Origin of the sequence: uncultured Microbulbifer sp. (genome assembly GCF_947498635.1) — a bacterium.
GTDB lineage: Bacteria > Pseudomonadota > Gammaproteobacteria > Pseudomonadales > Cellvibrionaceae > Microbulbifer > Microbulbifer echini.
The window spans coordinates 35,313-61,507 of record NZ_CANMKV010000026.1 but is presented as its reverse complement, the minus strand read 5'-3'; the positions used below and the strand labels follow the sequence as shown (position 1 = coordinate 61,507).

At 50.8% G+C, this 26,195-nt stretch carries 18 protein-coding genes; 5 read left to right on the top strand and 13 right to left on the bottom strand.

From position 1 onward, the window contains the following. From Q1A69_RS13940 to Q1A69_RS13920, 5 genes are all read right to left on the bottom strand, one after another. Positions 1 to 216 (bottom strand): hypothetical protein (locus Q1A69_RS13940; RefSeq protein ID WP_299586452.1); only part of this gene is annotated, 216 nt, incomplete at its 3' end. Between the two features lies 1 nt (position 217). Then, the gene (locus tag Q1A69_RS13935; RefSeq protein ID WP_299586449.1) at positions 218 to 1,399 is read right to left on the bottom strand and encodes a hypothetical protein; all 1,182 of its coding nucleotides are present in this window, start codon (positions 1,397 to 1,399) and stop codon (positions 218 to 220) included. Further along, positions 1,399 to 2,103: an ABC transporter ATP-binding protein gene (locus Q1A69_RS13930; RefSeq protein WP_299586446.1), complete on the bottom strand. Its 705-nt coding sequence runs from the start codon at positions 2,101 to 2,103 to the stop codon at positions 1,399 to 1,401. Before Q1A69_RS13930 ends, Q1A69_RS13935 begins: the two co-directional genes overlap by 1 nt. Beyond that, positions 2,100 to 2,876: an ABC transporter permease gene (locus tag Q1A69_RS13925; protein ID WP_299586443.1), complete on the bottom strand. Its 777-nt coding sequence runs from the start codon at positions 2,874 to 2,876 to the stop codon at positions 2,100 to 2,102. Before Q1A69_RS13925 ends, Q1A69_RS13930 begins: the two co-directional genes overlap by 4 nt. A gap of 4 nt (positions 2,877 to 2,880) precedes the next feature. Then, a complete protein-coding gene (locus Q1A69_RS13920; protein ID WP_299586441.1) occupies positions 2,881 to 4,125 on the bottom strand; it encodes a glycosyltransferase in 1,245 nt (414 codons plus the stop codon). Between the two features lie 98 nt (positions 4,126 to 4,223). On the opposite strand from Q1A69_RS13920, the gene Q1A69_RS13915 reads away from it, so the two are divergent. Both Q1A69_RS13915 and Q1A69_RS13910 read left to right on the top strand, forming a co-directional pair. Further along, entirely contained in the window at positions 4,224 to 5,342 is a 1,119-nt protein-coding gene (locus Q1A69_RS13915; protein ID WP_299586439.1) for a glycosyltransferase, read from the top strand. After that, positions 5,342 to 6,442, top strand: coding sequence for a glycosyltransferase family 1 protein (locus tag Q1A69_RS13910; protein WP_299586437.1), 1,101 nt, complete (start codon positions 5,342 to 5,344; stop codon positions 6,440 to 6,442). Before Q1A69_RS13915 ends, Q1A69_RS13910 begins: the two co-directional genes overlap by 1 nt. Before the next feature lie 192 nt (positions 6,443 to 6,634). Here Q1A69_RS13910 and Q1A69_RS13905 read toward each other — a convergent pair whose 3' ends face one another. The 6 genes from Q1A69_RS13905 to Q1A69_RS13880 form a co-directional block, all read right to left on the bottom strand. Continuing rightward, entirely contained in the window at positions 6,635 to 8,278 is a 1,644-nt protein-coding gene (locus tag Q1A69_RS13905; RefSeq protein WP_299586435.1) for a BatD family protein, read from the bottom strand. 127 nt (positions 8,279 to 8,405) lie between these two features. Next, the gene (locus Q1A69_RS13900; RefSeq protein WP_299586432.1) at positions 8,406 to 10,262 is read right to left on the bottom strand and encodes a VWA domain-containing protein; all 1,857 of its coding nucleotides are present in this window, start codon (positions 10,260 to 10,262) and stop codon (positions 8,406 to 8,408) included. After that, positions 10,259 to 11,299, bottom strand: coding sequence for a VWA domain-containing protein (locus Q1A69_RS13895; protein WP_299586430.1), 1,041 nt, complete (start codon positions 11,297 to 11,299; stop codon positions 10,259 to 10,261). Before Q1A69_RS13895 ends, Q1A69_RS13900 begins: the two co-directional genes overlap by 4 nt. Then, a complete protein-coding gene (locus Q1A69_RS13890; protein WP_299586428.1) occupies positions 11,292 to 11,843 on the bottom strand; it encodes a DUF4381 domain-containing protein in 552 nt (183 codons plus the stop codon). Before Q1A69_RS13890 ends, Q1A69_RS13895 begins: the two co-directional genes overlap by 8 nt. Positions 11,844 to 11,943: 100 nt before the next feature. Further along, a complete protein-coding gene (locus tag Q1A69_RS13885; protein WP_299586425.1) occupies positions 11,944 to 12,915 on the bottom strand; it encodes a DUF58 domain-containing protein in 972 nt (323 codons plus the stop codon). Continuing rightward, positions 12,915 to 13,886, bottom strand: coding sequence for a MoxR family ATPase (locus Q1A69_RS13880; RefSeq protein WP_299586422.1), 972 nt, complete (start codon positions 13,884 to 13,886; stop codon positions 12,915 to 12,917). Before Q1A69_RS13880 ends, Q1A69_RS13885 begins: the two co-directional genes overlap by 1 nt. Before the next feature lie 315 nt (positions 13,887 to 14,201). Here Q1A69_RS13880 and Q1A69_RS13875 point away from each other — a divergent pair, with 315 nt between their 5' ends. Both Q1A69_RS13875 and Q1A69_RS13870 read left to right on the top strand, forming a co-directional pair. Further along, the gene (locus Q1A69_RS13875; protein ID WP_299586460.1) at positions 14,202 to 19,118 is read left to right on the top strand and encodes an NAD-glutamate dehydrogenase; all 4,917 of its coding nucleotides are present in this window, start codon (positions 14,202 to 14,204) and stop codon (positions 19,116 to 19,118) included. A 150-nt stretch (positions 19,119 to 19,268) separates the two neighbouring features. Then, complete coding sequence (locus Q1A69_RS13870; RefSeq protein ID WP_299586419.1) at positions 19,269 to 20,306, top strand: quinone-dependent dihydroorotate dehydrogenase; 1,038 nt, start codon at positions 19,269 to 19,271, stop codon at positions 20,304 to 20,306. A gap of 108 nt (positions 20,307 to 20,414) precedes the next feature. Here Q1A69_RS13870 and Q1A69_RS13865 read toward each other — a convergent pair whose 3' ends face one another. Further along, positions 20,415 to 20,666, bottom strand: coding sequence for a ribosome modulation factor (locus Q1A69_RS13865; RefSeq protein ID WP_299586416.1), 252 nt, complete (start codon positions 20,664 to 20,666; stop codon positions 20,415 to 20,417). Positions 20,667 to 21,127: 461 nt separating this feature from the next. Between Q1A69_RS13865 and rlmKL the strand changes: the two genes are divergently transcribed. After that, positions 21,128 to 23,329 (top strand): bifunctional 23S rRNA (guanine(2069)-N(7))-methyltransferase RlmK/23S rRNA (guanine(2445)-N(2))-methyltransferase RlmL, encoded by a 2,202-nt coding sequence (gene rlmKL, locus Q1A69_RS13860; RefSeq protein WP_299586414.1) that lies wholly within the window; start codon positions 21,128 to 21,130, stop codon positions 23,327 to 23,329. A gap of 453 nt (positions 23,330 to 23,782) precedes the next feature. Here the strand turns inward: rlmKL and Q1A69_RS13855 are convergent, their stop codons facing one another. Then, complete coding sequence (locus tag Q1A69_RS13855) at positions 23,783 to 26,191, bottom strand: bifunctional serine/threonine-protein kinase/formylglycine-generating enzyme family protein (protein WP_299586410.1); 2,409 nt, start codon at positions 26,189 to 26,191, stop codon at positions 23,783 to 23,785. Positions 26,192 to 26,195 lie beyond the last annotated feature (4 nt).

Here is a 26,195-nt window from a genome sequence, read left to right as displayed (position 1 = left end):
TCCGAAGTTGATGGAGGGGGCATCATGCCAGTCAGTCAAAGCAAGTAGAATAATGTGGTTCATGTACCGCTTACGATGTAAATCTGGTATCGTCCGTTCTCGCACAGCTGATAGTAGCGCATGAGTGTTTTTCTCTTGATGTTGAGAGATGTCAACTCTGCCAGCTGAGCCCTCCATTACCAGTTGCACTAATTGTCCGAAAGCAGGAGTCATCATATTATTTTTGCAATTTACTTTTTATCCATACCCTAAGCGTAGAAAAGATAATACTTGATAGTGGATAGTGAGAATATTTTTGGCTTTTTATGGCTGACAATAGCGCATTTGAAAGAGAGGTTTTGGGTATGGCAAAAGTTTTTTGTTTATTGAAAAGTAGGTGAAGGAATTCTTCCTGGTTTTTAATTGAGAATACATGATGGATAGGTATGGTTTTATCCAGCCTTGCTTTAATGATGGCATTACTTGCAGAAAAAACCCCATTTCCTACTGCGTAAACAGGTTTGTCGTATGTTAATGATTCAAGTAAAACAGTACTATTTATTCCCAAAACACAGCTGGACTTTGATATCAATTGATGTAGTGGAGTTTCGTTGTCGAGCTTTATTTGGCTATTTGGGGGGAGAAGGTTAAGTTGAGGGGTGCGGTCAAGTGGGTGTTGGCGTGCAATAATAGTTATCTCGGGGGCTACATGTGATTCGGCCCACTCAAGAAAGTTTTTCATGGTGGAAAATGGGGAAAACTTTGTAATGTTTGTGTCTGTTTCTAATTGGAGGGGGATAAATACATATCCATTATCAGATATATTATTATCCTCAAATTTTTCCCTATATGACACTTTCCACTGCCTTACGTTTTTTCGCTCTTCCGAACTAATAGTTCTTGGCTTTGTAATAGAGATCGAGCTTTGTGCATTTACTCCGAGGGGATCTTCATAGTAAGTGCCTGACTGTGGAAACCAGCCGGCTTCCAAGAAGGAAAATTTCTGATTTGGATTTATATCGCGGGCAAGATCTATAAAATCCTGTTGATAATGAGGTAGACCATTCCAAATTATTATCTTGTCAGGTTTAAAGCTCTCTATCACTTTATAGAAGTGGTTCGTCCGATAGTGTTTTATCTCTTTTAGGGTTTTATTTGGATTCGCTTTGAATTGCTTCGCTAGAGTTTTGCTTCTAGGCAGGGCGATAAAGTTAAATCCGCTTGTTGCAACCTTTGCTTTTACTATGTTTGTGCAGTTTACACTGTGTGGTTGATTGATGTGGTTTCTGCTAAAAAGCTGTACCTCTTCCTCGACTAAAAGGAAAATATTACTTCCAAGTTTGGACTCTTTACGTGCGATTGCTAAGATGATTTCCGCGCGCTGAATATCTGGCATTGGCTCATAGATAAGAACACGCATTACTTCTGTGATTCCTCATAACATGCTACTACATCTTTGCTATCACCGTATTGAGCCACAACACCATTTTCAATCCATATAGCCTTGTTACAAAGCCGCTTAACAGTTTCCGTAGAGTGAGAAACCAGGACTACGGTGTCCCCTGACGTTATTTTCTCTCTCATTACTGCCTCTGATTTCCTTCTAAACCTAGAGTCGCCGACCGCTAAAATCTCATCAATCAGTAAGACATCAGATTTCAAATGAATTGCGACAGCCATTCCAAGGCGTTGCTTCATGCCCGTAGAGTAGTTTTTAACTGGTTGATCAAAAAACTCTCTTAGCTCGGCGAACTCATTAATGTCATCAAGTTTACTGACGATAAAATGTTTTTTAAGGCCCATCATCATGCCACTGATAACTGCGTTTTGCCGACCGGAAAGATTTTGGTCGTAGCCAACGGTCAAAGAAAGTAGTGCGGTTCTGTGACCATGGTTGATCACTTTCCCGTCATCAGGCTTGATGATACCGTTCAGGAGACGAAGTAGAGTGCTTTTTCCTGCACCATTGCGACCAAGAACTCCAAGCGAGTCCCCCTCATAAAGCTCAAAACTAATATCTTTCAGTGGACTATAAACACTGGTTGCTCGGGTAAAAGGAATGCCTGAGCGATAGGTCACCCGTACATTTTTCAAGCTTATGGCTGACTTCTTGCTTTCACTCATCGTTGCATCAGTGCTCTTGCGAATACGGGATTTAGCTTTCTCATTATTAATCTAGCAAGAGCATAAAGCGATATAGCTGCGCAGGTGTAAACTGCCAAACTAGATACGTTAGGTATTTGGTTATACATCAATATGTCGCGGTAGCTCTCAATGACCCAGATCATTGGGTTGTAAGCGAGAATATCTTGAATGTTTTCTGGTAACGAACTGACGGTATAGAGGATACCTGAACCATACATGCCGAGTCGTAGCAGATGGGGAATCAGATTAGAGAGATCTGGTACAAATGGAATGAGCGCACTAGCGATCAGGCCACAGGCATAATTCAGCAAAAACTGTATCCCGAGAATAAGAGGAAGATAAATATAACTCCATGTAGGTGGATACCCCATAATCCATAGGCTAATCAATAGTAGGGTAAATACAATACTGAACTTGAAGGTATCCATGACGATATTAATCGATGGGAGTACTACTTTGGGGAAGTTGACTTGACTGATGAGTGCGTGATTTTGGATGATTGCAGCTGAGCAGTGGCTAACACATTGGGCAAACCACTGCCAAACTACTAATCCAACGAGAAGGAAGGGGACAAAATCATCGGTTCCCCGCTGAAATACGACGGCAAATATAAAATAGTAGATCACCATTGAAAAAATTGGTTCTATGATCCACCAGAGGAAGCTCAAGTAAGTTTTTGACGCTTCGGATCGTAAATTACATAGCGCCTTGTAGAAGACGATGTCTCTATGGTGTTTTTTGAGAAAGATCACGGATTTACAGCACTTTTTGGTATTCGGTTAAGATTTCTTCAGAAACTGCTTTGGAGGATAATCCTAAAGTAGGGCGACCAATTTTGGACAGATCCTTTTTGGCTATACTTAACAGCTCTTTAAGCCGCTTCACATCATTAACAGGAAAAACGGCTGTAGAAGGTAGAAGTTCAGCGCAGCCTGGTGTATTGGAGGCAAGAACTGGTTTTTTTCTAGCAGCTGCCTCAAGCAATACTTGCGGTTGATTTTCTGGTGAATTGCTAGGTATTACTAATAGATCTAATGAATCTATAAACTCCTTGCTTCGTAGTTCGCTAAGCTCACCAGCATACTCAGTATTTCTATAGGTGTTAAGGCACTGCTTGGCATATCTGTTGGTGGATATTTTTCCGGCAACCTTAAGTATTATTTCTGAATCACCAAGGTCATTTAATGCATGGGTAAGAGTATGCAGGCCTTTGTGTGGAGCAATAACTCCAAGATATCCTACCACGAAGGGGGTATTCCTCGTTCGTCGATGAGAGCCTGCTTGAAACCAAGTATCCGAAATGCCGGCGGGAGTATAGTGGCAATTACTCAATGAGTAGTATTCTTTTAATCGCTTCAGGCTGGTTTTGGAGAGACAGATTACCGCTCTTGCTTTATTTAGGACTGAGGCCAACATCTGTTTGCGATTTTTGCTATCTGACGAGACTGCAAATGGAGCATTCTTCAAAAGTAAAATCTTAGCAATATAATTTCTTGCAGCTGGGAGCTGCGAAGCCGTTTTTACCAACTTGTTGGGGTGTGTTTCTGCAATGCATCGGAAGCAGGCTTCTTGCTCAACAAAACCTGAGCAGAATTTGCCGGACTTAAGGGTTAATGTATGTTTTGGGCAGAGCCACCAGAAGTCGGTGACCGATATAAAGTAAGGAATACCTAATTTCTGGGCTGCATTTAATAAATTAATGCCAATGTGGGCTGGATTCACCATGTGTACGAGGTCGGGGCTCAGCTCGGTGAGTAGGTTTAGATAATTATCAACTGAATCGCCTTCAGTAGTATTCCAGCCAAAAGTTGGAAGCTTGATTAGCTGAAACCCCGAATCGTCAATATGAGTGCTATCGGTTAATATCCCCTCAGGGTCACCGCCTGCAACTATAACGTCACATCCCGACTTACTTAAATCGTGAGCGAGATTGCGTATGTACTTTTCGGTCCCCTGATTATATCCGGGCCCGAATTGCATGGTGCAGAATAGTATTTTCACGTTGACACCGGGCTATTGGGGGGTCTTAATATACCTTAATACGTTATAAAACAACAGGTTACCGTAAGGTCACGGCCCTCTAGTTAAGCGAGTCTCAATTGTTTCCCGAACTACAGATCCTTCATTGCTACCGTACTTTTTATCCTGAATCCCAGGGGGGGCTAGAGCAGGTCATCTTAGAGGTTGCACAAAAAACAAACAAGTGTGGTGTTCTGACTTTGTCTGATTCCCCTGTGAACTTGAAACTTAACGGGAGTCTTCCTGTTATTGCAAGGAAACGCTGGTTCTCAATTGCTTCATGCTGTGTCGGGCCGGGGCTTTTGGTGGAGCTGTTCCGCTCGAAGGCTCGGCTATTGCATTTTCATTTTCCGTGGCCGTTTGGTGATTTGTCATACTTACTGGCTGGCCGGTCACGACCACTTGTGGTGACCTATCATTCAGATATTGTCAGGCAGAGGCTGCTGGGTGCTTTATATAGACCCTTAATGTATTGGTTCCTGGCACGAGCAGACCGCATCGTAGCAACGTCTGATAACTACCTGGAAACCAGCCCAGTCCTGAAGAAATATCGGAACAAGGTAAAGGTGATACCTCTAGGAATCTCCGAGCAGGGGTATCCTGATCCATCTGAAGAGGCATTCCTAAACATTGAGAAGCAATTTGGTCGTGACTTTATGCTTTTTGTTGGTGTTCTCAGGTATTACAAGGGATTGGAGTATCTAATTCGAGCCGCCGCAAATCAGCCTTATTGTGTTGTTATTGCAGGTAAGGGCCCCGAGGCTGATCGCTTAAAATTCCTTGCGGATGAGCTCGGTGCTACCAATATTTACTTTGCTGGTTTCGTGAGTGATGAAGAAAAAGTCGTGCTGATGAAGTTGTGCAGGGCGGTGGTCTTCCCATCTCATTTGCGCTCGGAGGCTTTCGGAGTAACCTTGATCGAGGGGTTGATGAGTAGCAAGCCTCTCATTTCCTGCGAAATCGGAACCGGAACCAGTTTTGTCAATCTGGATGGAGAAACAGGGTTTGTTGTGAAGGCGGCGGACCACCTCGCTCTGCGAAAGGGTATGGATGACCTCTGGTCCGATCCAGCGAAAGCAGAAGAGATGGGTCGTGCTGGTCGTTGTCGTTACGAGCAGTTATTTACTGCTGACAAAATGGTCAACGCCTACCAGAAGCTCTATCAGGAGGTGCTTTTGGAGAGGGGGTTGACGCCGTAATGGCCAAAATAGCTGTGGATGCTCGGCCACTCTCAATTCCCACGACGGGAATTGGGCGCTATACCCGTGCAATTTTAGAGCGCATGATCGTAAGTGAGCATGAATGGTACCTATATAGCCATCAGCCCCTTCTGGTTGATTTACAGTCGCTTCCTAATGTGACGGTTAGGTCGGGAAATGTTCGTAGGGGGAGCTTAAGTTCATTCTTTGCTCAGGCGGTTTTTCCCTTTTGGGCTTGGAGGGATAGTGCGGATCTGTTTTGGTCCCCACGCCACCACCTGCCGCTTTGTCTCGGCTCCTCGGTATCTAAAGTACTTACAGTACATGACTTGGTATGGCAACGATTTCCTGAGACTATGCCGCGTCTTGGTCTGCAGCTTGAGAGAATGCTGATGCCCCCGGCAGTTAAGTTAGCTGACTCAGTTATTGCTGTTTCAAGGTCTACGGCAAGTGAATTACGGCAATCATTTCCCGCGTGTGCTGAAAAGATTGTGACAATTTACGAAGCCCCTTTTCTAGAGGTTGCCGATACACCTAGCCCTTTGGGAGAGTATTTTCTTTTTGTGGGTACCATTGAACCACGCAAAAACCTCAAACGTTTGTTGGATGCTTATAGCTCATATCGGAAAGAAATAGCCGGGCCACTGCCACTGAAAATATGTGGAGGTAAGGGCTGGGGTTTACCGGAGTTGCAGGGGAAGATCCGAGAGTTAGGACTTGAGGAAAGTATCGAGCTTCTCGGTTATGTGGCCGACGATCAATTGCCAAAACTATATCGAGAAGCCAGGGCGCTGTTAATTCCTTCGCTCTATGAGGGGTTCGGTTTACCAATTGTTGAAGCTTATAGCCAAGGAACTCCCGTATTGACGGCTAATCTGGGCGCAATGGCTGAAGTTGCCGGGGATGCGGCATTGACGGTCAATCCAGCCTCCACAACAGAAATTGCGCGCGCATTAACTTTGTTGACACAAGATCGTGAAAAGGTTTCAGAGTTGCAACTTCGTGCATTGCAAAGGGCGGAGAAATTTTCTTGGGATAAAGCAGCAGCAGAAACCCTTTCGCTGGTCGAGTCTATCCTCAATCGAGCTCGAGAACGGTAGTGACTTAGTGATTTGGTTGTGGTAAATCAAGTCTGAAATACCAGGGTTGGTCGTTGTATGAACTGTAGGAAAATCCTATTTTTTAGCAGACTACTATTGTAAAGAGGCTGACCTACTTCAGGATAGAGATAGTTCAACCTCTATCGAGTTGACCGGTGTCACGATTTCAGAAATTGTACGAACCGGCTCAATTTATGTAAACAGCTTTGGTAGCTCTCCCTGTTCAGAGGCCGTATTCAAATCACTATTTCTCTCCATTAACTGCCTAATTAGTATTTTTAATTTCTCAGTATTTAGCGGTTTAATTGGCTCTTGGTAGATGGCTGCGCTAAGTAGTGACTGAAGTTCTACTAGTTCCTCAAATCCTAATTGATGAGACATCTCACTTAGATTATTCCCTCTGGCTTGTGGCCATCGTTGTTGTAACCATTCCAGTAAGGCTTGTTGGATGTGTATTGGGTCTTCGCTTTCAATAGCTTTTTTCAACTTGCCTTCATGCTGTTCTTTTTTTTCTGAATTTGGATTCGTTGTTTGAAGTTTGGTTCGCTTTTGGTTGAGCCGATAAAAATAAAGAATCCACAATAGGTGGGAGGCAATGGCAGCAATAGCTAGGTTGCGCCAGAAATGACCCTGCTTTTCTAAGTTTATGGTGCTAGGCGTCGCTAAAGTGGGCAGATTTCCGGATTCTTGTGACGGTGGTGTTGTGGCTGCAGTGCCGCTGACCTTAAAGCGGAATGCGGGGAGTTGAGTGGTGCGTTGCTTCTTATTTTTAGTGTCCCACCAGGTGAGGGTGATGGCGGGTAGTTGATAATCGCCGGGCTGAGTGGCGACGATTGCGGTGGTTTCTATGCGGCTGCCAGTGACACCATTCGGGCCAACTTGGTCTTCCTGTTGTGGTTGGTCCGGATAGGTTTTAAGACCCTGCAGGTCTAGTTTGGGAAGAGGGGGTAGCTGGGCTGCGCGCAGGCCCTCGGCCCGAATGGTAAGGATTCGAGTGATAGGTTCACCGACCGCAAAGGTATCTGGGTCTTGACTCCAAGTTTGCACAATTCCCAGGCTTGCCGCAGGTAGCCAGTGAGCGCCACTGTAGCTATCGGGCTTGGGGAGCACTTCGATGGTTTTTCCCTGGGAGCGTAGGCGCAGTCTTTGGCTGTTACGATTAAATAGCGAGAAGGGATCTCGACGTCCAGCAACAGCAACATAAGTTAGCGCGGGAATAGAGAGTTGCCCGGAGCTATCGGGAAAAACCGCATAGGTAAGTTCATAGACGGCATGGCTGACACCATCCAGTTTTCGTTCATAGCGTTGCTCATCAACTTTCTCTACATGTGCGCCGGCTACCTGCAGGGGCTCGGTAGCGATATCGTGCAGGCCAATGGTAGTGTACAAGCGGACCTTTACTAGTAGTTGCTCTTGTACGAAGACTTCATCCTTGTCCAGCTCAATCTCCATAAAGGCTTTGCGCTTGGCGCCATCGGGTGCGCTCCCGGCCTCGCTGACCTTAATAGGGATTGCGTCGGAGACTTGGCCTTTAAAATGTAGGGAGGGGATAAATAACTCTCCCTCACGTTTTGGTGCGAGTGTGAGTATCCATTCTACGAAGCTCTCTGCACGGCCATTGATGACTCGATATTGGTTGGATTGCTGGCGAGAGAGAATGTCGAAATCCTGCTCTAGTAATTCGAAATCGGGTTGGCCGCCATTCTCATCGCCAGAATAACGCACTCTTAGGTTTAGGGTTTCATCGATACCAATTTTATTTCTATCGACATTTGCGCTGAGGTCACTTGCCTGGCTATTTACAGGCAGGCAAAAGAGTGCGAGCAAAAGAAGCAAATAACGGACCCCTGATAAATGTACAGGGTTGTTTGAATTATTTTTTCTTAAAAAGCTTTCCATGAGCTTCCCTGGGTTTGAACACATTTAAAACCAGACATAAAAACTAGGCTTCGGAGATCATTTTCTACCAGCGCTGGGTGGCTCCGTTTTCAGGGGGTTCCCATTCTCCACTGCGGTAGGCACGTCGCCTCTGTAAACTCTCATATTTAAATTTCTCTCGCATCAGGCCGGCGGGATCATCGGGGATTTGCCGTAGCCATTGATCCAAGGCCTGTTGGGTTTCAGGGTCTAACTGGCCTTCCTCTACACCGGCCCCCTTGGACTCTTCCTGAGGTTCCCCTGGTTTTTTCTCCCCGTCTTGTGCGCGCTGTTCCTGCTCCTGTTCTGACTCAGGAGCTTGTTGTTGAGCAGACTGCTCCTGTTCCTGTTCAGCTTCCTGGCTGGAGGGCTCTTGGGGTTGACCTGAGGGTGGTGGTTGTTGGTTTTCCTGCTGCTGGCCCTGCTGATTTTGTTGCTGGTTACCAGCTTGCTGTTCCTGCTGCTGTTTTTTATCCTGATCCCCGGCCTGTTGTTGTGACTGCTGTTGCTGTTCTTGTTGCTGTTTCTGAAGCTCTCTGAGTTTTTCCGCAATATCCCGATTGTGCTGTGCATCTGCGAATTGGGGCGCTTCTGTTAGGGCTTGGTCATAGGCTTTTATGGCCTGCTCATACTCGCCTTGCTGTACAAGGCTATTCCCCAGATTGTAGAGACCCTGTGGATCTTTTTGTTGAGAAAAATCCTGCTGAGCAGCGGCATAGTCGCCTGCGCGATAATTTGCCGCGCCGCGCCATTCAGGGTTGCGAAATGTTTCAGCGGCTTTAGAGGTTTCCCCTTTTTCTAACAACTGTTGCCCCTGTTGATCTTTGCGTTGCCAGAGATCTTTCCACTCCAATGCCTGGCTTTCATTGGGGAAGCTGATCACTAAAACAAGGGGCAAGGCGCAGGCGAGAGCGCCACGACGAAACAGTAGTGCGGCAAATGGCAGAAGGAGCAGAACTAAAAGGGGTCCTTCATCGCGCCACTGATCGAATTCCCTTTCGGTCAGCTCAGCCTGCTCCGGATTTTCATCCTGCGGGAGTAGATGTTCAATGTCTGAGTCATTCACTGTGATTTTTGCATAGCGGCCACCACTGTCGCGGGCCAGGTTACGCAACTCTCGCGGGTCAAAGTTGGAAATGACAATGGCTCCGTTGCTGTCTGTTACAAACCCCCCACTGTTGCCTCGGGGAATTGGACTTCCCTCGCCACTGCCGACCGCAAGAATACTGAGCTCAACGTCAGCATCGGCCAGGGATTTGGCGATGACACTTACAGCGCTTGGATCAATACCGTCGGTGACAGAGAGCAGTTGCCCGCGCCCTGCAGAGCCATCTTTAAGGAGGCGAATACCAGTATTTACCGCCATCTCTATATTGCTGCCGGGTACGGGCATAATGGCTGGTGATAGCGAAGGTACTAGATTGGCAATAGTGGCGGTGTCCTCTGTCAGTGGTGTCACCACATGAGCTTCGCCGGCGTAGGCTACCAAGGCCGTCAGCCCGTCCTTTCGTTCGCGCAATATATCGAGAATTTTCAACCTTGCGCGGGTGAGGCGGTTGGGGGAGAGGTCCGTCGCCATCATGGAGGGTGATAGGTCCAGCAAGATCACCAGGGCATCTTGGTTGCTGTAGACCGGTGTTGGCAGCTTTCGCCAGGTGGGCCCGGCCATTGCGAGAATCATGGCGGCGAGCAGAGCGAAGATCAATCCGAACAGCCATGGGCGCTTGGCGCCACCGCGCATTAAGAGATGTGGTAATAGATCTGCATCAATTACCTTTTGTAGCTGAGCGTTGTTTAAGAACATTTTGCTCAGATTCCAGCAAAGTACTGCAGCCGGAATCAGCAGCCAAAGCCAATAGGGACGCAGGAAGTGAAAAGACTGGAGTAGTTCAGGTGAACTCACTGTGCCCGGCCTCCGTTCGTAGCTGAGGGTTTGTTGGTGGTCGAGTGATATCGAAAATTTATGCAGAGAGGGGTTAATGCCCAGACTGCCGCTAATAGTAGGGCAAGGCCCAGAGGCCAGACAAACAGGGATTTTAGCGGGCGGTAACTCTCCGCTTCTTGTTCCACCGGCTCTAATTCATCCAGTTCTGAATAGATTTCTGCAAGCTCTTGGGGGTTGTGTGCACGGAAATAGCGCCCACCGGTGGTATCGGCGATCGCCTGTAAGGTTTTGCTATCGAGATCTCTTGATGGGTTGATCCGCCGGCTACCATAACGGCTGCCCAGAAGGCCCGGTTGAACCATCTCTTCGGCACCCACGCCAATGGTATAGACCGTAATTCCAGCCTGCTGCGCCAGTTCTGCGGCTTTCAGTGGGGAGACTTCCCCTGCGGTATTGGCGCCATCGGTAAGCAGAATTAATACGCGCTGTTCTGCAGGACGCTGGGTGAGGCGTTTAACCGACAGACCGATAGCGTCACCAATGGCAGTACCTTGGCCGGCAAAACCGATTTGAGCCTCACGTAAAAGTGTCCCTACCGTTTCGCGATCGTAAGTCAGCGGCGCCTGTAAATAGGCGCGAGTGCCGAAGAGCACCAACCCCAGACGATCGCCCTGGCGCCGCTCGACAAAGTCGCCCACTACCTGCTTGACCGCATTGATGCGCATCGCGGGGCGGCCACCTAAAAGCATGTCTGGGGTCTCCATACTGCCGGAAATATCTACCGCAACCAGCAGGTCCCGTGCGCTACTGGCCTGGGAAATAGGCTCTCCATACCAGCGCGGGCGCGCTGCTGCGCAAATAAGCAGCAGCCAAATCAAGGTGAGCAATAGGAGATTGATCGGATTGTTTTGCTCCCCGCCACCGCGTTGGGAAAGCTCCGAGTAAAAGGGTACTTTGAGTGCGCTGCTCAAAGGTTTGGCCTGCGCTAATAGTAGTCGTGCAAGCAGTGGTAGTGGGGCAAGTAGAAATACCCAGGGCCAGGCAAACTCAAACACTGGCAGGCTCCTTGTCAACGCGGGGGGCAGGCGCTTGTTCTGAATATTGGTGTTGCTGGACCCACTGAATGGCATATTGGCAAAAAACCTGGCTACTCTCTGGTTCGGATGTGCCTCGGTAAAGTTCTTCGAGTAACACTGCATGCACCTGGTGAGGGGGTTCCAAGAGGGCGCTGTTTTGGAGGAATTTGAGCCAGGCATTACCGGTGAGGTTGCCGCAGCGCGCTCGGCTGAACGTGGTTACCGCGACGCGCTTTAATATTTCATTGATCTCTTCGGCGGCTTCTGGCTTCTGTGTATTTATCGTCTCCAATAAGGCGACAGCTTCTTTCCGGTAGCGATTGCGTTCGGCCTGTTTTTTCTTGCGGTGAAGCCAAAGGGTGAGCCCTAGCAGAAAGGCGAATATCAATAGGGCGAGCAGCCACCAGCCTGGGGCGGGTGGCCACCAGCTCACAGGAGGAGGCTCTTGGATGTCGTGGAGCTGTGCTAACAACTCCTGCGTCTCTGGTGAGGGAGGTTGTAGTTGCTGTTGTTTTCTCAGCACGGTTTTCCCCCGGTCAGAATGCGGCTGCCGACACTATGAATTGAAACGGTCAAATAAATGCTATATGGCGAAAATAAAGGGTGTTTCATATCGATCACGGCTACTGCCTTTTGTTTTTGTGCCAACCATTTTGCTGGCGAGAACCGTAAAAAGACATTAATTCCCCGACCAGGGGCTTGGTGTTGTCAAAGTCCAGCAGTGGTAGTCGATGCTTTCGACATAGCTGCTCTACATCGGCCCGAGCCTGAGCCTGTTTTTCAGCAAAGTACTCACGCAATGGGCGATTGCCAGTATTCAGGAAAGTGCGTCGGTGGCCATCGGAAATCGTTAGAGACTGACTGGGTAACTGCATCTCTAAGGGGTCCGTAATCCGGATCACTTGTAGATCAGCATGCCTTGAAAGTAAGTATAAGGATTGAGAGCACGGCTGGTTGAGGTCGTGGCAGTCACTGATCAAAAACAGTGCGCTGCCTGGGCGAGCGATACGGCGGGCCTCCTCCAGCAGTGTTTGCATGGACTGGCTACCGTGCTCTGGGATTGGGCTTTGCAATTTGGCGGCTCGGTCTACAGCGCTGTGGATCATTGCCAAAACGGCGTGGTGGCTGCGTTTTGGGCGCACGGTGTCTATGTCGTGGTCGGAGAAGAGCAGCGCGCCTATGCGGTCGCTATGTTGCAGCCCGGCCCATCCCAATGCTGCGGCGATTCCGCTTGCGGCCACAGACTTAAATGCCCGATGACTGCCGAAAAACATCGGCGAACGGAGGTCGAGCAGTATAACAATAGGCCTTTCCCGCTCTTCCTGATAAAGCTTGGTGTGGGTTTTACCCGTGCGTGCAGTGACACGCCAATCAATTGTGCGCACGTCATCGCCAGGCTGGTAATCCCGGACCTCCTCAAAATTCATTCCGCGTCCGCGATAGCGGGTGAGTAAATTACCGGCTTGATCACTGCGCACCAGACGCGGTTTAAAGAGTTGTAGCTGGCGCGCGATGTAGCGCATCTGCACCAGCGAGCTCACTTCAGGGTAGGCTCCGCGCAAATCTAAATCTGAAGGGGGTATTGCCGTTTGCATCAGATCGTCGGTACCTGTTGCAATAGGCGCTGAATCACCTGATCTGTAGTGATACCCGCCGCCTCGGCTTCAAAGCTAAGCAGCAGGCGATGACGTAAAATATCCGGTGCTACGGCCATTACATCATCGGGTGTTACGAAGTCTCGGCCCTCAAGCCAGGCATGTGCACGGGAGCAGCGATCGAGTGCAATTGTTGCTCGGGGGCTTGCACCAAAATCTAGCCATGACGCCAGCTCGCTGTCATACTTCGCCGGTTCGCGCGTAGCAATGATAAGTTGGACAGTATAGGTCTCCACGGCCTCGACCATTTGCATTTCCAGGATCTGATTACGGGCCTGGAAAATCGTCTCTTGGCTAATAGTTTCTGTAGGGCGATTTTCGCCAAGCGTGGCCTCGGATCTGGCCAGGCGCAGGATTTTTGCTTCCGCCTCGGCGCCGGGGTAGGCAAGATTTACCTGCATAAGAAATCGGTCCAATTGCGCTTCAGGTAGAGGATAGGTCCCCTCTTGCTCAATAGGGTTTTGGGTGGCCATCACTAAAAATAATTGCGGCAGCGGATAGGTTTTGCGACCTACACTAATCTGTCGTTCGGCCATGGCTTCCAGCAGCGCCGATTGAACTTTGGCGGGCGCGCGGTTTATTTCATCGGCTAGGATAAGGTTGTGAAATACCGGTCCCGGTTGAAAATGGAACTCTCCGGTTTCCGGCCGGTAAATGTCGGTGCCGGTAATATCTGCCGGCAGTAGATCTGGCGTGAATTGAACTCGATGGAAGTCTCCCTCAATAGCTTCGCCCAGTGTTTTGATCGCCTTGGTTTTGGCCAGGCCTGGGGCCCCCTCCACGAGAAGGTGGCCATCGGCAAGCAGAGCAATCAAGATGCGATTAACCAGTGTCTCCTGGCCGATGATCTGTTCTTCCAGCCAGTCGCCCAGTGCGGTGATACGATCTCTGATATTCCGTTTTGCTTCCATAGCGTCTCTTCTTCTATAAATGTGCCCGACCTGTCGATACGGGTGGCTATCTACCATCTTTTATATATAGTCGCCGCCAAAGCGGTGGGACTTGTTGATTTTAGCGGCACCAAATAAAGAGGCAACCACCGAACTTACGCCCATTGATAGGCGACATTCTTTTGAGGGGCTCTGGTGCCACTTCAAAGGTTAATGGAAAGTTTAATTTTTAGGACTCGTCCCTGCAGTATTTAGGGGATGAGATGACGATCTTTTCGGATCTACTGTCATTAGATTCGATGTGACAAAAATGAGATTGGGAGGTTCCCCGTGAATATGGCGACGGTGATTACCGATAGCCGTGAAGAGTTGGTCGCACAGGTTTGTGAACTGATTCGCGATACGTTGGCATCTGATGCCGAGCCCGTTGTGGTCTTTGCTCAGCAGTTTCTGCACCAGTACCCGCTGGAAGACCTGCAGGGCCGGCGCCTGGTGGATGTCTACGGCTGCATTTACTCCTGGTGGAACTTTATCCAGCAACGCTCTGATGGTTTGCCCAAGGTGCGGATTTTTAACCCACGCCTGGAGGATGACGGCTGGGAATGTCCGCACACGGTAATAGGGTTACTGGTGCGCGATATGCCCTTTCTGGTGGACTCGGTGCGAATGGAGGTCAATCAGAAAAATACTGTTATCCACTCGATAATAAGTACGGTGTTTCACCTTGAGCGCAGTGCCAGTGGCAAATTAAAACACCTACACCCTTCTCGAGACGCCATCCAGAGTCTGAGCTTTGATCATGTCACGGCGAAGGAGAGCAAGTCTGCCAAAGGATCGAAGCTCATCAGTGAGGCGCTGATTTATATAGAGGTCAACCGGGATACATCGGCCGACTTTGCCTCGGGCCTGAGTGCGGCCTTAAAGGATGTGCTCGGGGATGTGGAGTTGGTAGTTGATGACTACGCGCCGATGCTTGAGACCTGTGGCACGATGGAAGGGCAGCTGAAGGCGGGTATCTCGGAGGACGATACCAATCTCCTCGAGGCCAGCGCCTTCCTGCAGTGGATGCGCGATGGCAACTTTACCTTCCTGGGGTACCGGGAATATGAATTCAGCCAAGTTGACGACAAGAAAATCCTCACAGAGGTTGAAAACCGCCGTCTGGGGATCTTCAAGAAGCTGGAGGAAGCTGCTGCGCCCATGAATGAAACCTCGTTCAGCGAGGGCAAGCAACGCTTTTACCAGGGGCCCAACTACCTGACTTTTGCCAAGTCGTCGGTGAAATCCCGTGTACATCGCAGTGCCTATTCAGATTACGTGATGATCAAGCGCTACAACGCAGAGGGCGAGGTGATTGGCGAGTCGGCCTTTATGGGCCTCTATACCTCACCGGTGTATACAGAGAGTCCGGCCAAGATTCCGATTATCCGGCGCAAGATGGCCTCAATTATTGAGTCCAGCGGCTTGACTGGGTATGGGCATGATGGCAAGGCGTTACGTCGTATTCTGGACACGTTCCCCCGCGATGAACTTTTTCAGAGCAGCTCTCAGGAGTTGTTTGATGTGGTGATGGGGGTGCTGAGCCTGAATGAGCGCGCCCATGTTCGCCTGTTTATGCGCAGGGATCTCTTTGGCAAGTTTGTTACCGCCACCGTGTATGTGCCGAGAGATCAGTTTAGCAGTGATGTGCGCGAAGTCATTTGCTCCCATATCTCCAAAGCGATTAAGGCCAAAGAGTCTGACTTTACGACTTATTTTTCCGAATCGATTCTCGCGCGGGTGCACTTTGTTTTCCGCGTTTCGGCTGATGAACCTGTCGATATCGATGTAGCGCTGCTGGAGGCGCAAATTGTGGACATAACCCGCTCCTGGGAAGACATTTTTCAACGATCCTTAATTGACAGCAGCGGAGAGGAGCAGGGTAACCGTCTTTTCCGAACTTTTGGCCGCGCCTTCCCGGCGGGCTATCGGGAGGACTTTGAACCGCGCATTGCCGTTCAGGATGTGGCTGCAATTCAGGACCTCAACGAAAACAATCGGGTGGCGATGAGCTTTTATCAGCCGGTTGGTGCGCCCCAGGGCAGTTTGCGCTTCAAAGTATTTAACTGGGGCAGCGGCTTGACCCTCTCCGATGTGATACCGGTCTTGGAGAATCTCGGTCTGCGGGTAATTGGAGAGTTCCCCTATACCATTCGCCCCAGTGGTAGTACCGATGTTTGGATGCATGAGTTCCACTTGGAGTTTGGTCTTCCAACGAAAATCGATGCGCAGGCATCGCGCGGGCTTTTCCAGGATGCATTTGCGGCGATTTGGAACCACACCGCGGAGAGTGATGCCTTCAATCGCCTGGTATTGGCCGCGCGCCTGAACTGGCGTGAAGTTACCATGCTGCGCGCCTATGCCCGCTATCTGAAGCAGACAAAGTCCGGTGCCAGCCAGAGTTATATTGCCGCAACCCTAGCCAGCCAGGTGGAAATTACCCGTAACCTGGTAGCGCTGTTTCGCGCATTGTTCGATCCGCGCCTGAGTAGCGGTAAGCAGGAGCAAACCCGAGTCGAGCGCTTGATCGCAAAGATTCACGATGGCCTGGATGCGGTTGAAAACCTCAACGAAGACCTGGTACTGCGTCGTTATCTTGAGTTGATCCTCGCCACCTTGCGCACCAACTTCTTCCAAACGGGAGCGGATGGGCAGCCTAAAGATTATATCTCCATCAAATTCAGCCCGCGGGATATTCCCGGTATCCCCGAGCCGCGTCCAGAATTTGAGATTTTTGTTTATTCCCCAAGAGTAGAGGGTGTACACCTGCGCGGCAGCAAGGTGGCCCGTGGCGGGCTGCGCTGGTCTGATCGCCTGGAAGATTTCCGCACTGAGGTATTGGGTTTGGTGAAGGCCCAGGCGGTGAAGAATGCGGTGATTGTCCCCAGTGGGGCCAAGGGTGGATTTGTTGTACGACGTCCCCCGGTGGATGGTAGTCGCGAAGCCATGATGGAAGAGGGCATTGCCTGTTACAAAACCTTTATCCGCGGGTTGCTGGATATTACCGACAACCTAAAAGATGGTGAAATTGACCCGCCCAAGTTGGTGGTGCGTAGAGATGAGGATGACCCCTACCTGGTTGTGGCCGCGGATAAGGGGACGGCCACTTTTTCGGATATCGCCAACGGTATTGCAGGGGATTACGGCTTTTGGTTGGGTGATGCCTTCGCCTCGGGAGGAAGTCAGGGCTACGACCACAAGAAAATGGGCATTACCGCCCGCGGGGCTTGGGTATCTGTGCAGAGACACTTCCGTGAGATGGGAGTGGATGTTCAGAAAGAGGACTTCTCTGTAATCGGTATTGGCGATATGGGGGGAGACGTCTTTGGCAACGGTATGCTGCTCTCGAAGCACATCCAGTTGAAGGCCGCCTTTAACCATATGCATATTTTTATCGATCCGAACCCTGATGCGGCGATCAGTTTCGAAGAGCGCCAGCGACTTTTTGAGCTGCCTCGCTCCAGCTGGCGGGATTACGATCGCAAGTTGATCTCCAAGGGGGGCGGTATCTTTGAGCGCCGGGTCAAAGCGATCAGTATCAGTCCGGAGATGAAGGCGGCTTTCGATATCAAGGAAGACCGGTTGACGCCCAATGATCTGATTAGTGCGCTACTGCGTGCGCCGGTAGATTTGATTTGGAATGGTGGCATTGGCACCTATGTGAAGGCCGGCACCGAATCCGACAGTGAGGTAGGAGACAAATCCAACGATCACCTGCGCGTGAATGGTTCTGAATTGCGCGCTAAAGTTTTTGGTGAGGGCGGCAACCTGGGGATGACCCAGCGTGGGCGTATTGAATTTGCCCTCAAGGGTGGTCGCTGTAATACCGACTTTATTGATAATGCCGCCGGGGTGGATTGCTCTGATCACGAGGTAAATATCAAGGTGCTGCTCGATAAAGTGGTGGCTAATGGTGATCTCACCGAGAAGCAGCGCAACCAGTTGTTACATGGCATGACGGATTCCGTGAGCGATCTGGTGTTGCATAACAACTACGACCAGACCCGCGCCTTGAGTGTGGCTGAATATCAGGTCTCAAAGCGCCTGGATGAGTATCGTCGCACCATTAACAGCCTCGAGGACGATGGCCGCTTAAATAGGGCGTTGGAATTTATTCCTGACAATGAGCAAATCTCTGAGCGGGTGCACAAAGGACAAACCCTGACTCGACCGGAGCTTTCGGTTTTAATTTCCTATGTGAAAGTAAAACTGAAGGAAGAGCTTCAGGAGGCGGAAATTACCAATAACCCCCGCGTGCGCGAAGCGGCCGAATCTGCCTTCCCTGCGGCATTGGTTGAACGCTACAAGGACCAGGTATACGAGCATCCACTGCTGCGCCAAATTGTCTCCACCCAGGTAGCCAATGAAATGGTGAACAGCATGGGGATCACCTTCTACAGCCGCATTAGCAGTGCAACAGGGGGCGATGTCAACGATGTCGCGGCTGCTTATATCAGCGCCCGCGATGTGTATCAGATGGTGGAATTTCAACAGCAATTGGCCGCATTGGATTACAAGGTGCCAGCCGAGCTGCAGACCGAGCTACTCAACTCTATGATTGGCCGGGTTCGCCGCGCCGCGCGCTGGTTCTTGCGCAATCGCCGCAGTGACTTGGAGCCCGCGCAGAATTGCGCACTGTTCCAGTCCCAGGTGCAAAGGGTGATTAAGGCGTTGCCTAAAGTACTTAGTGGGGCTCCGCTGGGCGAGTGGGAGCAGCGCTACCAGAAGCTGTTGGAGGCGGGCTTACCAGAAGATGTCGCATTGCTGTCAGCCTCTCCAACTTACTTGTACTCGGCGCTTGGGATTTCTGAGTCTGCCTATGCCAGTGATCGGCCGGTTGAAGAGGTGGCTAAAGTTTACTTCAGCCTCTCCGATGCTTTGAACCTGCACTGGTTTGGCAACCTGATCGTGGATCTACCGGTGGATAGCTTCTGGCAGGCTCAGGCCCGCGAGACCAGCATGGATGACCTGGATAGCCAGCTCGCCACTCTGGCGGTAAATATCCTGCGCCTCTCTAGTGCGGAGAATTTGGACGTAGATAGTGCAATGTCGCGCTGGAGCGCTATTATGGCGCCGGCTATTCAGCGTTGGCATAACATGATTGCTGAGCTGAAGGCGGCCGCTGTGAGTGATTTTGCGATGTTTACTGTTGCGTTGCGTGAGTTGATGTATCTTGCCCACGCCACAGCAGACCGCGAGTCCCTGGCAGAATAGGCCGTTAATGTGCCGGGAAGAGACCGGCGCGAGCCCGTGAAATATACGCAGATTTGCGAATCCGCGTCACTACTTCACGGGCCACATTGAACCACGATATCCGCACGTTTGTACCGGGCGAGCGGATTCTGCTCCCACGTAAGGAAAGGTATGTATTCAACTCTGCGTAAAGCCCTATTTGCGCTCGATCCCGAGCGAGCTCACCACCTCTCTTTGGACGCAATTGGTGCCGCCGAACGCCTCGGCCTGATGTCTTTTTTCAAAAAATCCGTCACGCATGACCCGGTAGAATTGATGGGGCTGACCCTGCCGAACCCGGTTGGTTTGGCAGCGGGGCTCGATAAGAATGCCCAGGCGTTTAACGGTTTGGGTACCCTGGGCTTTGGCTTTGTGGAGGTGGGTACCGTGACCCCTCGCCCGCAGCCGGGAAATCCGTTGCCGCGCCTATTTCGTGTGGAGGAAGCTGAGGCCATTATCAACCGTATGGGATTCAATAACCTGGGGGTTGATTACTTGGTTCAAAGGGTGAAGCATCGCCGCTATAAGGGGGTCTTGGGTATCAATGTTGGCAAAAATTTTGATACGCCCGTAGAGCGCGCGGCTGACGATTACTGTTTGTGCATGGAAAAAGTCTATCCCTATGCCGATTACATTACTGCCAATGTCTCATCGCCCAACACCAAGGGGCTGCGGGACCTGCAGTTCGGTGAGAGCCTGAACAGGCTCCTTTGTCGTATCAAGGACAAGCAGGCAGAGCTTGCGCAAAAGAACGATCGTTACGTGCCGGTTGCGGTGAAAATTGCTCCAGATATAGCGGGAGAGGCTATTGAGCAGATTGCCGAAGCGCTCTGTGAGTACAGTATAGATGGCGTTATCGCCACAAATACGACGATCGACAAGTCCTCAGTGGCCAATTTGCCCCATGGTCGTGAAGAGGGTGGGCTCAGTGGCAAGCCGCTTCAGCAGCGCTCTACAGAGGTTATCGCACAATTATCAAAGGTTCTTGGTAAGCAGGTCCCCATTATTGGCGTGGGTGGTATCTTTGAGGGCGATAGCGCCGCTGAAAAGATTCGCGCCGGAGCAACGGCTGTTCAGGTTTATACCGGGTTTATTTACCGCGGGCCCCAACTGATTCGTGAAGCTGTGGAAGCAATTGCTTTGGAGCGCCGACGCAGCGCGAGTAAATAAAGAGATAAAGTTGCCTGGTAGAATCCTCGGGCTTTGCGCGCCGTTAAGGCGCGCTTTGATCGTGGTGGCCTTAAAAAGATGCAGGTTTTACGGCATCACCCCTTTTGACTAAATGGTACTCCAGCCGTCTGGGTACTGAATATCGGTAGAAATGGCGCCATAAATTTCCAGTTTTTGCGCCTTGGTGGTCCTGTCAAAGCCATTCCAGTAGTCTTCCCGCCCTTCACGCCAGCCGTTTACCCACTCCTGGTGAGGGTCACTTTCCACAAAGGGGCAGCTATCAATAGACTTATTGTTCAAGGCTGCAAGATATCCTTTGTAAAAGGCCCTATCGGCGTGATTGCGTTTTTGGCGTTTCATCTATACGGCACCTCCGCTTGTAGATTTACGGACTGCTGCGCGGCCCGTTGGATGCTTTATTACGATTTTGTTGCATCGACAACTAAAGCTTAGCGAATCTTTTCCGCGGGCAGCTGCTTGACTCCCTTCGCATCCTCACATTGCAAGAATATGGTGGGTTGAAGGGAATCGGAAAAAGCTGGGCTGGGCAATGTCTGGGACCTCTCGCCAGTTCTTATTAGGTGGCCTTATGGGGCATCGTTACTGGATGCCAAGAGAGCAATGGAGATGACTATTGAGACAGCCCCGAAGCTGTCTGTCATAGGCTCAGCCGCTACAAAATGGGATAATCGCGCCAAATAAGGTTGGTCAGAGGAAGTGGATACTACATACCGGCACCTTTGACCGATCACCTACTATTCTAAATGGCGCCAATAGGCGCTAAATTCACCCCGCCGAATGGGGTTCATCGAGTAAAAGTTTTGACCGACTCACATATAGAAGAATTTACGTTCACCGCGACTTGCCCTAGGGGACTGGAGAACCTGCTCGCAGGAGAGCTGAAGTCACTGGGCGCCAATATTCTGCGGGAGCAACCCGCGGCGATCTCTTTTTCTGGTTCACTGAAAGTCGCGTATCGCTGCTGCCTCTGGAGCCGCTTGGCCAACCGAATCCTCCTACAACTCGACCAGGTGCGTATCGACGGTGCGGAAGATCTCTATCGAGCCGTTTCCGAACAGCCCTGGGAGGCGCATATCGGGCCCTCGGGAAAGCTGTGGTTGCAGTTTTCAGGAACGAACCGAGAAATTCGTAATAGTCAGTTCGGTGCGCAAAAGACAAAAGATGCCATCGTAGACCGTTTGCGCCAGCAGACTGGGGAGAGACCCAGTATAGAAAAGCACAATCCTGATCTGACTGTCGCTCTGCGACTCCATCGGGACCGCCTGGATATCGCCATAGACCTCAGCGGTGAAAGTTTACATAAGCGAGGATATAGAACCCATGTCGGTGTAGCACCGCTAAAAGAGAACTTGGCGGCAGCGCTCCTAATGCGCTCCCGTTGGCCGCAGATTGCGGCGGAAGGCGGTGCCCTCCTGGACCCCATGTGTGGTTCGGGCACCATTTTGATTGAGGCGGCCATGATGGCGGCAGATATCGCACCGGGCCTATTCCGTGAGAGCTTTGGCTTTGAGCGCTGGCTCAATCACCAGAACGATATTTGGAATGAGCTTCGCGAAGAGGCCCTGCAGCGTCGTGCTGCGGGCTTAGCATTGTCGCTTCCCGAAATTCGCGGTTACGATGCCGATGCCAAGGTGCTGTTTGCTGCCGAGGCCAATATTGCCAGAGCGGGACTGGAGCGCCAGGTTCGGGTCAGCTGCAGGCCTGTTAATGCCTTCAAGGTGCCAAGTCATCGGGAGGTTAAGGTCGGCTTGGTGCTGAGCAACCCGCCTTACGGTGAGCGCCTCGGGGAGCAGGAAGCGTTGCGCGAAACATATGCGGAACTTGGGCGCCAGCTGAAGGCGGAGTTCCCCGGCTGGCAGGTGGGTATTTTTACCGGCAACCCCGAGCTGGGTTACTCCACCGGGTTGCGTTCCCATAAGCATTACCAGCTGTACAACGGTACCATTCCCAGTCAGCTACTGCTATTTGAGGTGCGTGAGCACAGTGAGCGAGGCGACGACTCTGAGAGGGAGCGAAAGCTCTCTCCCGAGGTAGAAATGGTGGCCAACCGCTTGCGTAAAAACCTGCGCACTACAGGAAAGTGGGCCGCTAGAAACGGTATTGACTGTTACCGTCTCTACGATGCTGACCTGCCTGAGTACGCCGCTGCGGTAGATTTATACAAGACCCAGGAGGGGGTTTTATACGCTCACCTGCAGGAGTATCGCCCACCGGCCAGTATTGATGAAGGCAAAGCGCGCAACCGTTTGAGGGACCTGCTTCGCGCGGTGCAATCAGTACTGGATCTACCGAGAAGCAGGGTCAGTATTAAAGAGCGCCGTCGTCACAGCCACAAAAGTGGCCCAAAAGGGGCTGGTCAGTACCAAAAACAGGCTGAGGCAGGATCGACCTTGCAGGTGCGAGAGTTTGGTGCAGAGCTGGAGGTGGATTTGTGGAGTTATCTCGATAGCGGCCTGTTCCTCGACCATCGTCCCGTAAGGAAATACCTACGTGAACTGGCCTCCGGGAAAAAGTTTCTCAATTTGTTTTGTTATACCGCAAGCGCCACGGTCCAGGCGGCTTTGGGAGGCTGTGCGCAGAGTATCAGTGTGGATATGTCCCGGACATATCAATCCTGGGCTGCGCGAAATTTCCGTGCGAATGATATGAACCCCTATCAGCACCAGCTCGTGGAGGCGGATTGCTTGCAGTGGCTGGAGTCGGCTCAGCAAAACCGCAAGGGACATTACGACTTGATTTTCCTTGATCCCCCGAGCTTTTCGAATTCGGCCAAAATGCGTGGGGTGCTGGATATTCAGCGCGACCACAATAGTTTGATTTCTCAGTGCATGTCTCTACTCACACCGCGAGGGACCCTTATTTTTTCCAATAACCTGCGTAGCTTCAAAATGGATCAGTCCGTTGCCGAAGCATTTTCCGTACAGCAGTTGTCATTATTGGATAAAGACTTTCAGCGCAACCCCAAAATTCATAATGTTTGGGAAATTCGGGCGAAGGGGTAAGGACAGGCTGAGAGCGGATCACTAAAAATCCACAGGGCTAATGTGGTGCAGGGGTGTGTTGTCGCCGGCCAGTGGCCGGCGTCACTTTTTCTCCGGAAAATGTCTGCCGAGTGATATATCTATATCAGTATTTTATGGACATTGGGTGTGAGTAATAGTGTATGGATGCCTGTACATTCGGCTAGGCTTTTGGTGGTATCACTTGTACCGCTCTGCTAAAAGCTAGTGGGCTAACTATCGGGTACGCTGGAGGGCTTTAAGTGTGGATGGTTTTTTGTATTTTGCTTTGCATTAGCTATAAAACAGCTGATGTCTTTTGTTGGGTAAGTGCTCTGTGAAAGCTAATAACGAACGCAATTAAAACGGTAGCTTTTCCACCATGGCCCCGCTTTTATTAAAGCCGTATGTGGCAGCAGGGAATTGATAAGAGTCCGGAGTCTAATTATTTGGCTGTCAATTCAGCTCCATTATCACACGTATTCCAATATCCTTCGCACGACTGTTTTCATCCAGGCCTTTACGGTAATCTGCCCCGATCCGATTAGAAGGCTCTCGCATGGAGCCACCGCGAACACTCCGTAATTGACAGTTTTTAATGGATACTGGGGAAGCGGTAGTGCGGCTTTTATCGTAGCCGGGTTGGTAGCAATCTTGTACCCACTCAGCAACATTGCCCGCGGTGTCATAAAGACCGAAAGGGTTGGCTTGGTAGTGCCCGACGGGCCCGCTTTTTGTCGTAAACAGGCTATTAAACTCGCTGTCGCAGCCTCGTCTACAGTTGGCCTTGCCCCGTGCATCGGCACGGTTCCACCAAAATGGATGGTCTATACCTGCGCGAGCGGCGTACTCCCATTCGGCCTCGCTGGGCAGGCGATATTTTTTTCCGGTCTCGTTTGAAAGCCACTCAACATACTTCTGTGCCTCCTGCCAAGTTATATTGATTACCGGTCGCTCCCCGCGGCCCCAGCCTGCATCACTTGGCTGGCTGGTACCTGTAGCCAGGGTGAAGCGGTCATATTCCGCGAACGTAATTTCATGGATTGAAATGGCAAATGGTTTCGAAATATTCACCCTGTGCGCTGGGCGACTATTTTTAAACTTCTCGCTGCCCATGGAAAACTCCCCGGAGTCAATCACAATCATTTGTGGCCCAAAGCCGCCTGAGTTGAGTTTTGAGCGAATTGTTTTACCGGCAATATAAGACTTCTGTAGCTTTGCAGTAAGTTTCAAGCCTCGATCACCAACTTGGACCCAGCGGCGATAAGGGATGAAGCCAGCTGCGCTGACTTCCACGTCGTATAGCCCGGGTTTAAGTCGGATACCGGGTTGGTAGCGTGGGGTAATATTCATAATGCGAACTCGGGCCGTTTCCGGTTCGGTCTTTACGGTGAGTCCATAAGATGGTGTGGGGCTGGCCTCATTTTCAGACTTTTCGAAGACTGTTGCGGAGGCGTTTTCCTGTGAGATCACGCTTTCTCTTGGGGCGATGGCCGAAGGCTGCGTATCAGGAGTTTTGCTGACTTGGGGCGGATTGAGAGAGCGGCTTTGCGCGCGGGCGCGAGCTGCCTCAACAGAGTGAATCCCATTATTGGCCAAATCGTGCCTGGCTAGCTTCAATGCGGCTGGGGCTTCCTCTTCGTTCACTTGCTGTATGTCAGGGCTGTTTGCCCCCGCTTTGGTATCCCCAGTAAGGCGACTGACGTTATCCAACATTGGAATTTCACTGTGCTGGGGTTCCCAGGGGCTGAACAGGGAAAAAGAAGCCCAGCCCACTAGTAAAGCGGCTGTGATCGTACTAAGTATCCATGGGCGTTTGTGCTTCATGGGCTCATTGACCAGTTGACGTAATCGCACAACGGTGTCCTGTTCTTTGCGCGCATGCCTAGCCTCTTCGGGGTCTCCCTGCTTCACCTGCCAGATTTTGCTGAACCGGTCTCGTAGATCGCTGAATAGAGTCAGGAAAAGTGCGCGCGCCAGACTGGATACTCCGACAGAAACATTATTGAGCTGGCTGATTTGCTGGCTGGGTTTACCGGCCAGAGCCGCAACCAGTTGATCGATCGCATCGGCAACTTCTAAACCCCTTTGAAAGCGTTTGACCGGGTCCTTCGCCAGGGCGCGATCTATGATCGACTGATATAGCGCATAGCGGGCGGGCAACTTAGGGATGGGGTCGGTCAAGTGCTTGATGGCGATAGCCACCGCTTCCTCGGCCAGGTAGGGCACGGCACCGCTGAGCATTTCATAAAAAACTACGCCGAGGCTGTACAGATCGGCGCGACCATCAATGGCATTGCCTCTGGCCTGTTCGGGGCTCATATAGTGGGGCGTTCCCACCACCATGCCGCTATTGGTCATTCGGGTCGTGTGTGCCACTGCGCGGGCCACACCAAAATCACTTAATACCGCAGAGCCGTCCTCGCGAAACAGGATATTTTCCGGTTTCAAGTCTCTGTGCACATACCCTTTGCTGTGGGAATGGTCCAGAGCCATGGCGATTTGTCGTACAGCATTCAGCGCTTCGAGGGGCTCCATCGGGCCTCGGGCAAGCCTTTCGGCAACAGAGCCCCCGGACATATAGTCCATAGCGATATAATTGAGGCTGCGATAACGCCCGATATCGTGGATGCCGACAATATTGGGGTGGGAGAGCTGCCCGACGATATTAGCTTCTCGCTGGAATCGCTCGCTGAAAATGGGGTCCGCGTTGAGCACCGGCGACATAACTTTTAGGGCTACTTGGCGACCCACGCTGCGTTGGATGGCTAAGTATACTGTGGACATGCCACCCTGATTAATTTTGCGGACTATGCGATAGCCGGGTATTTGTAGCGATGAGTTGCCACTGTTGACGACTTCCATAGTG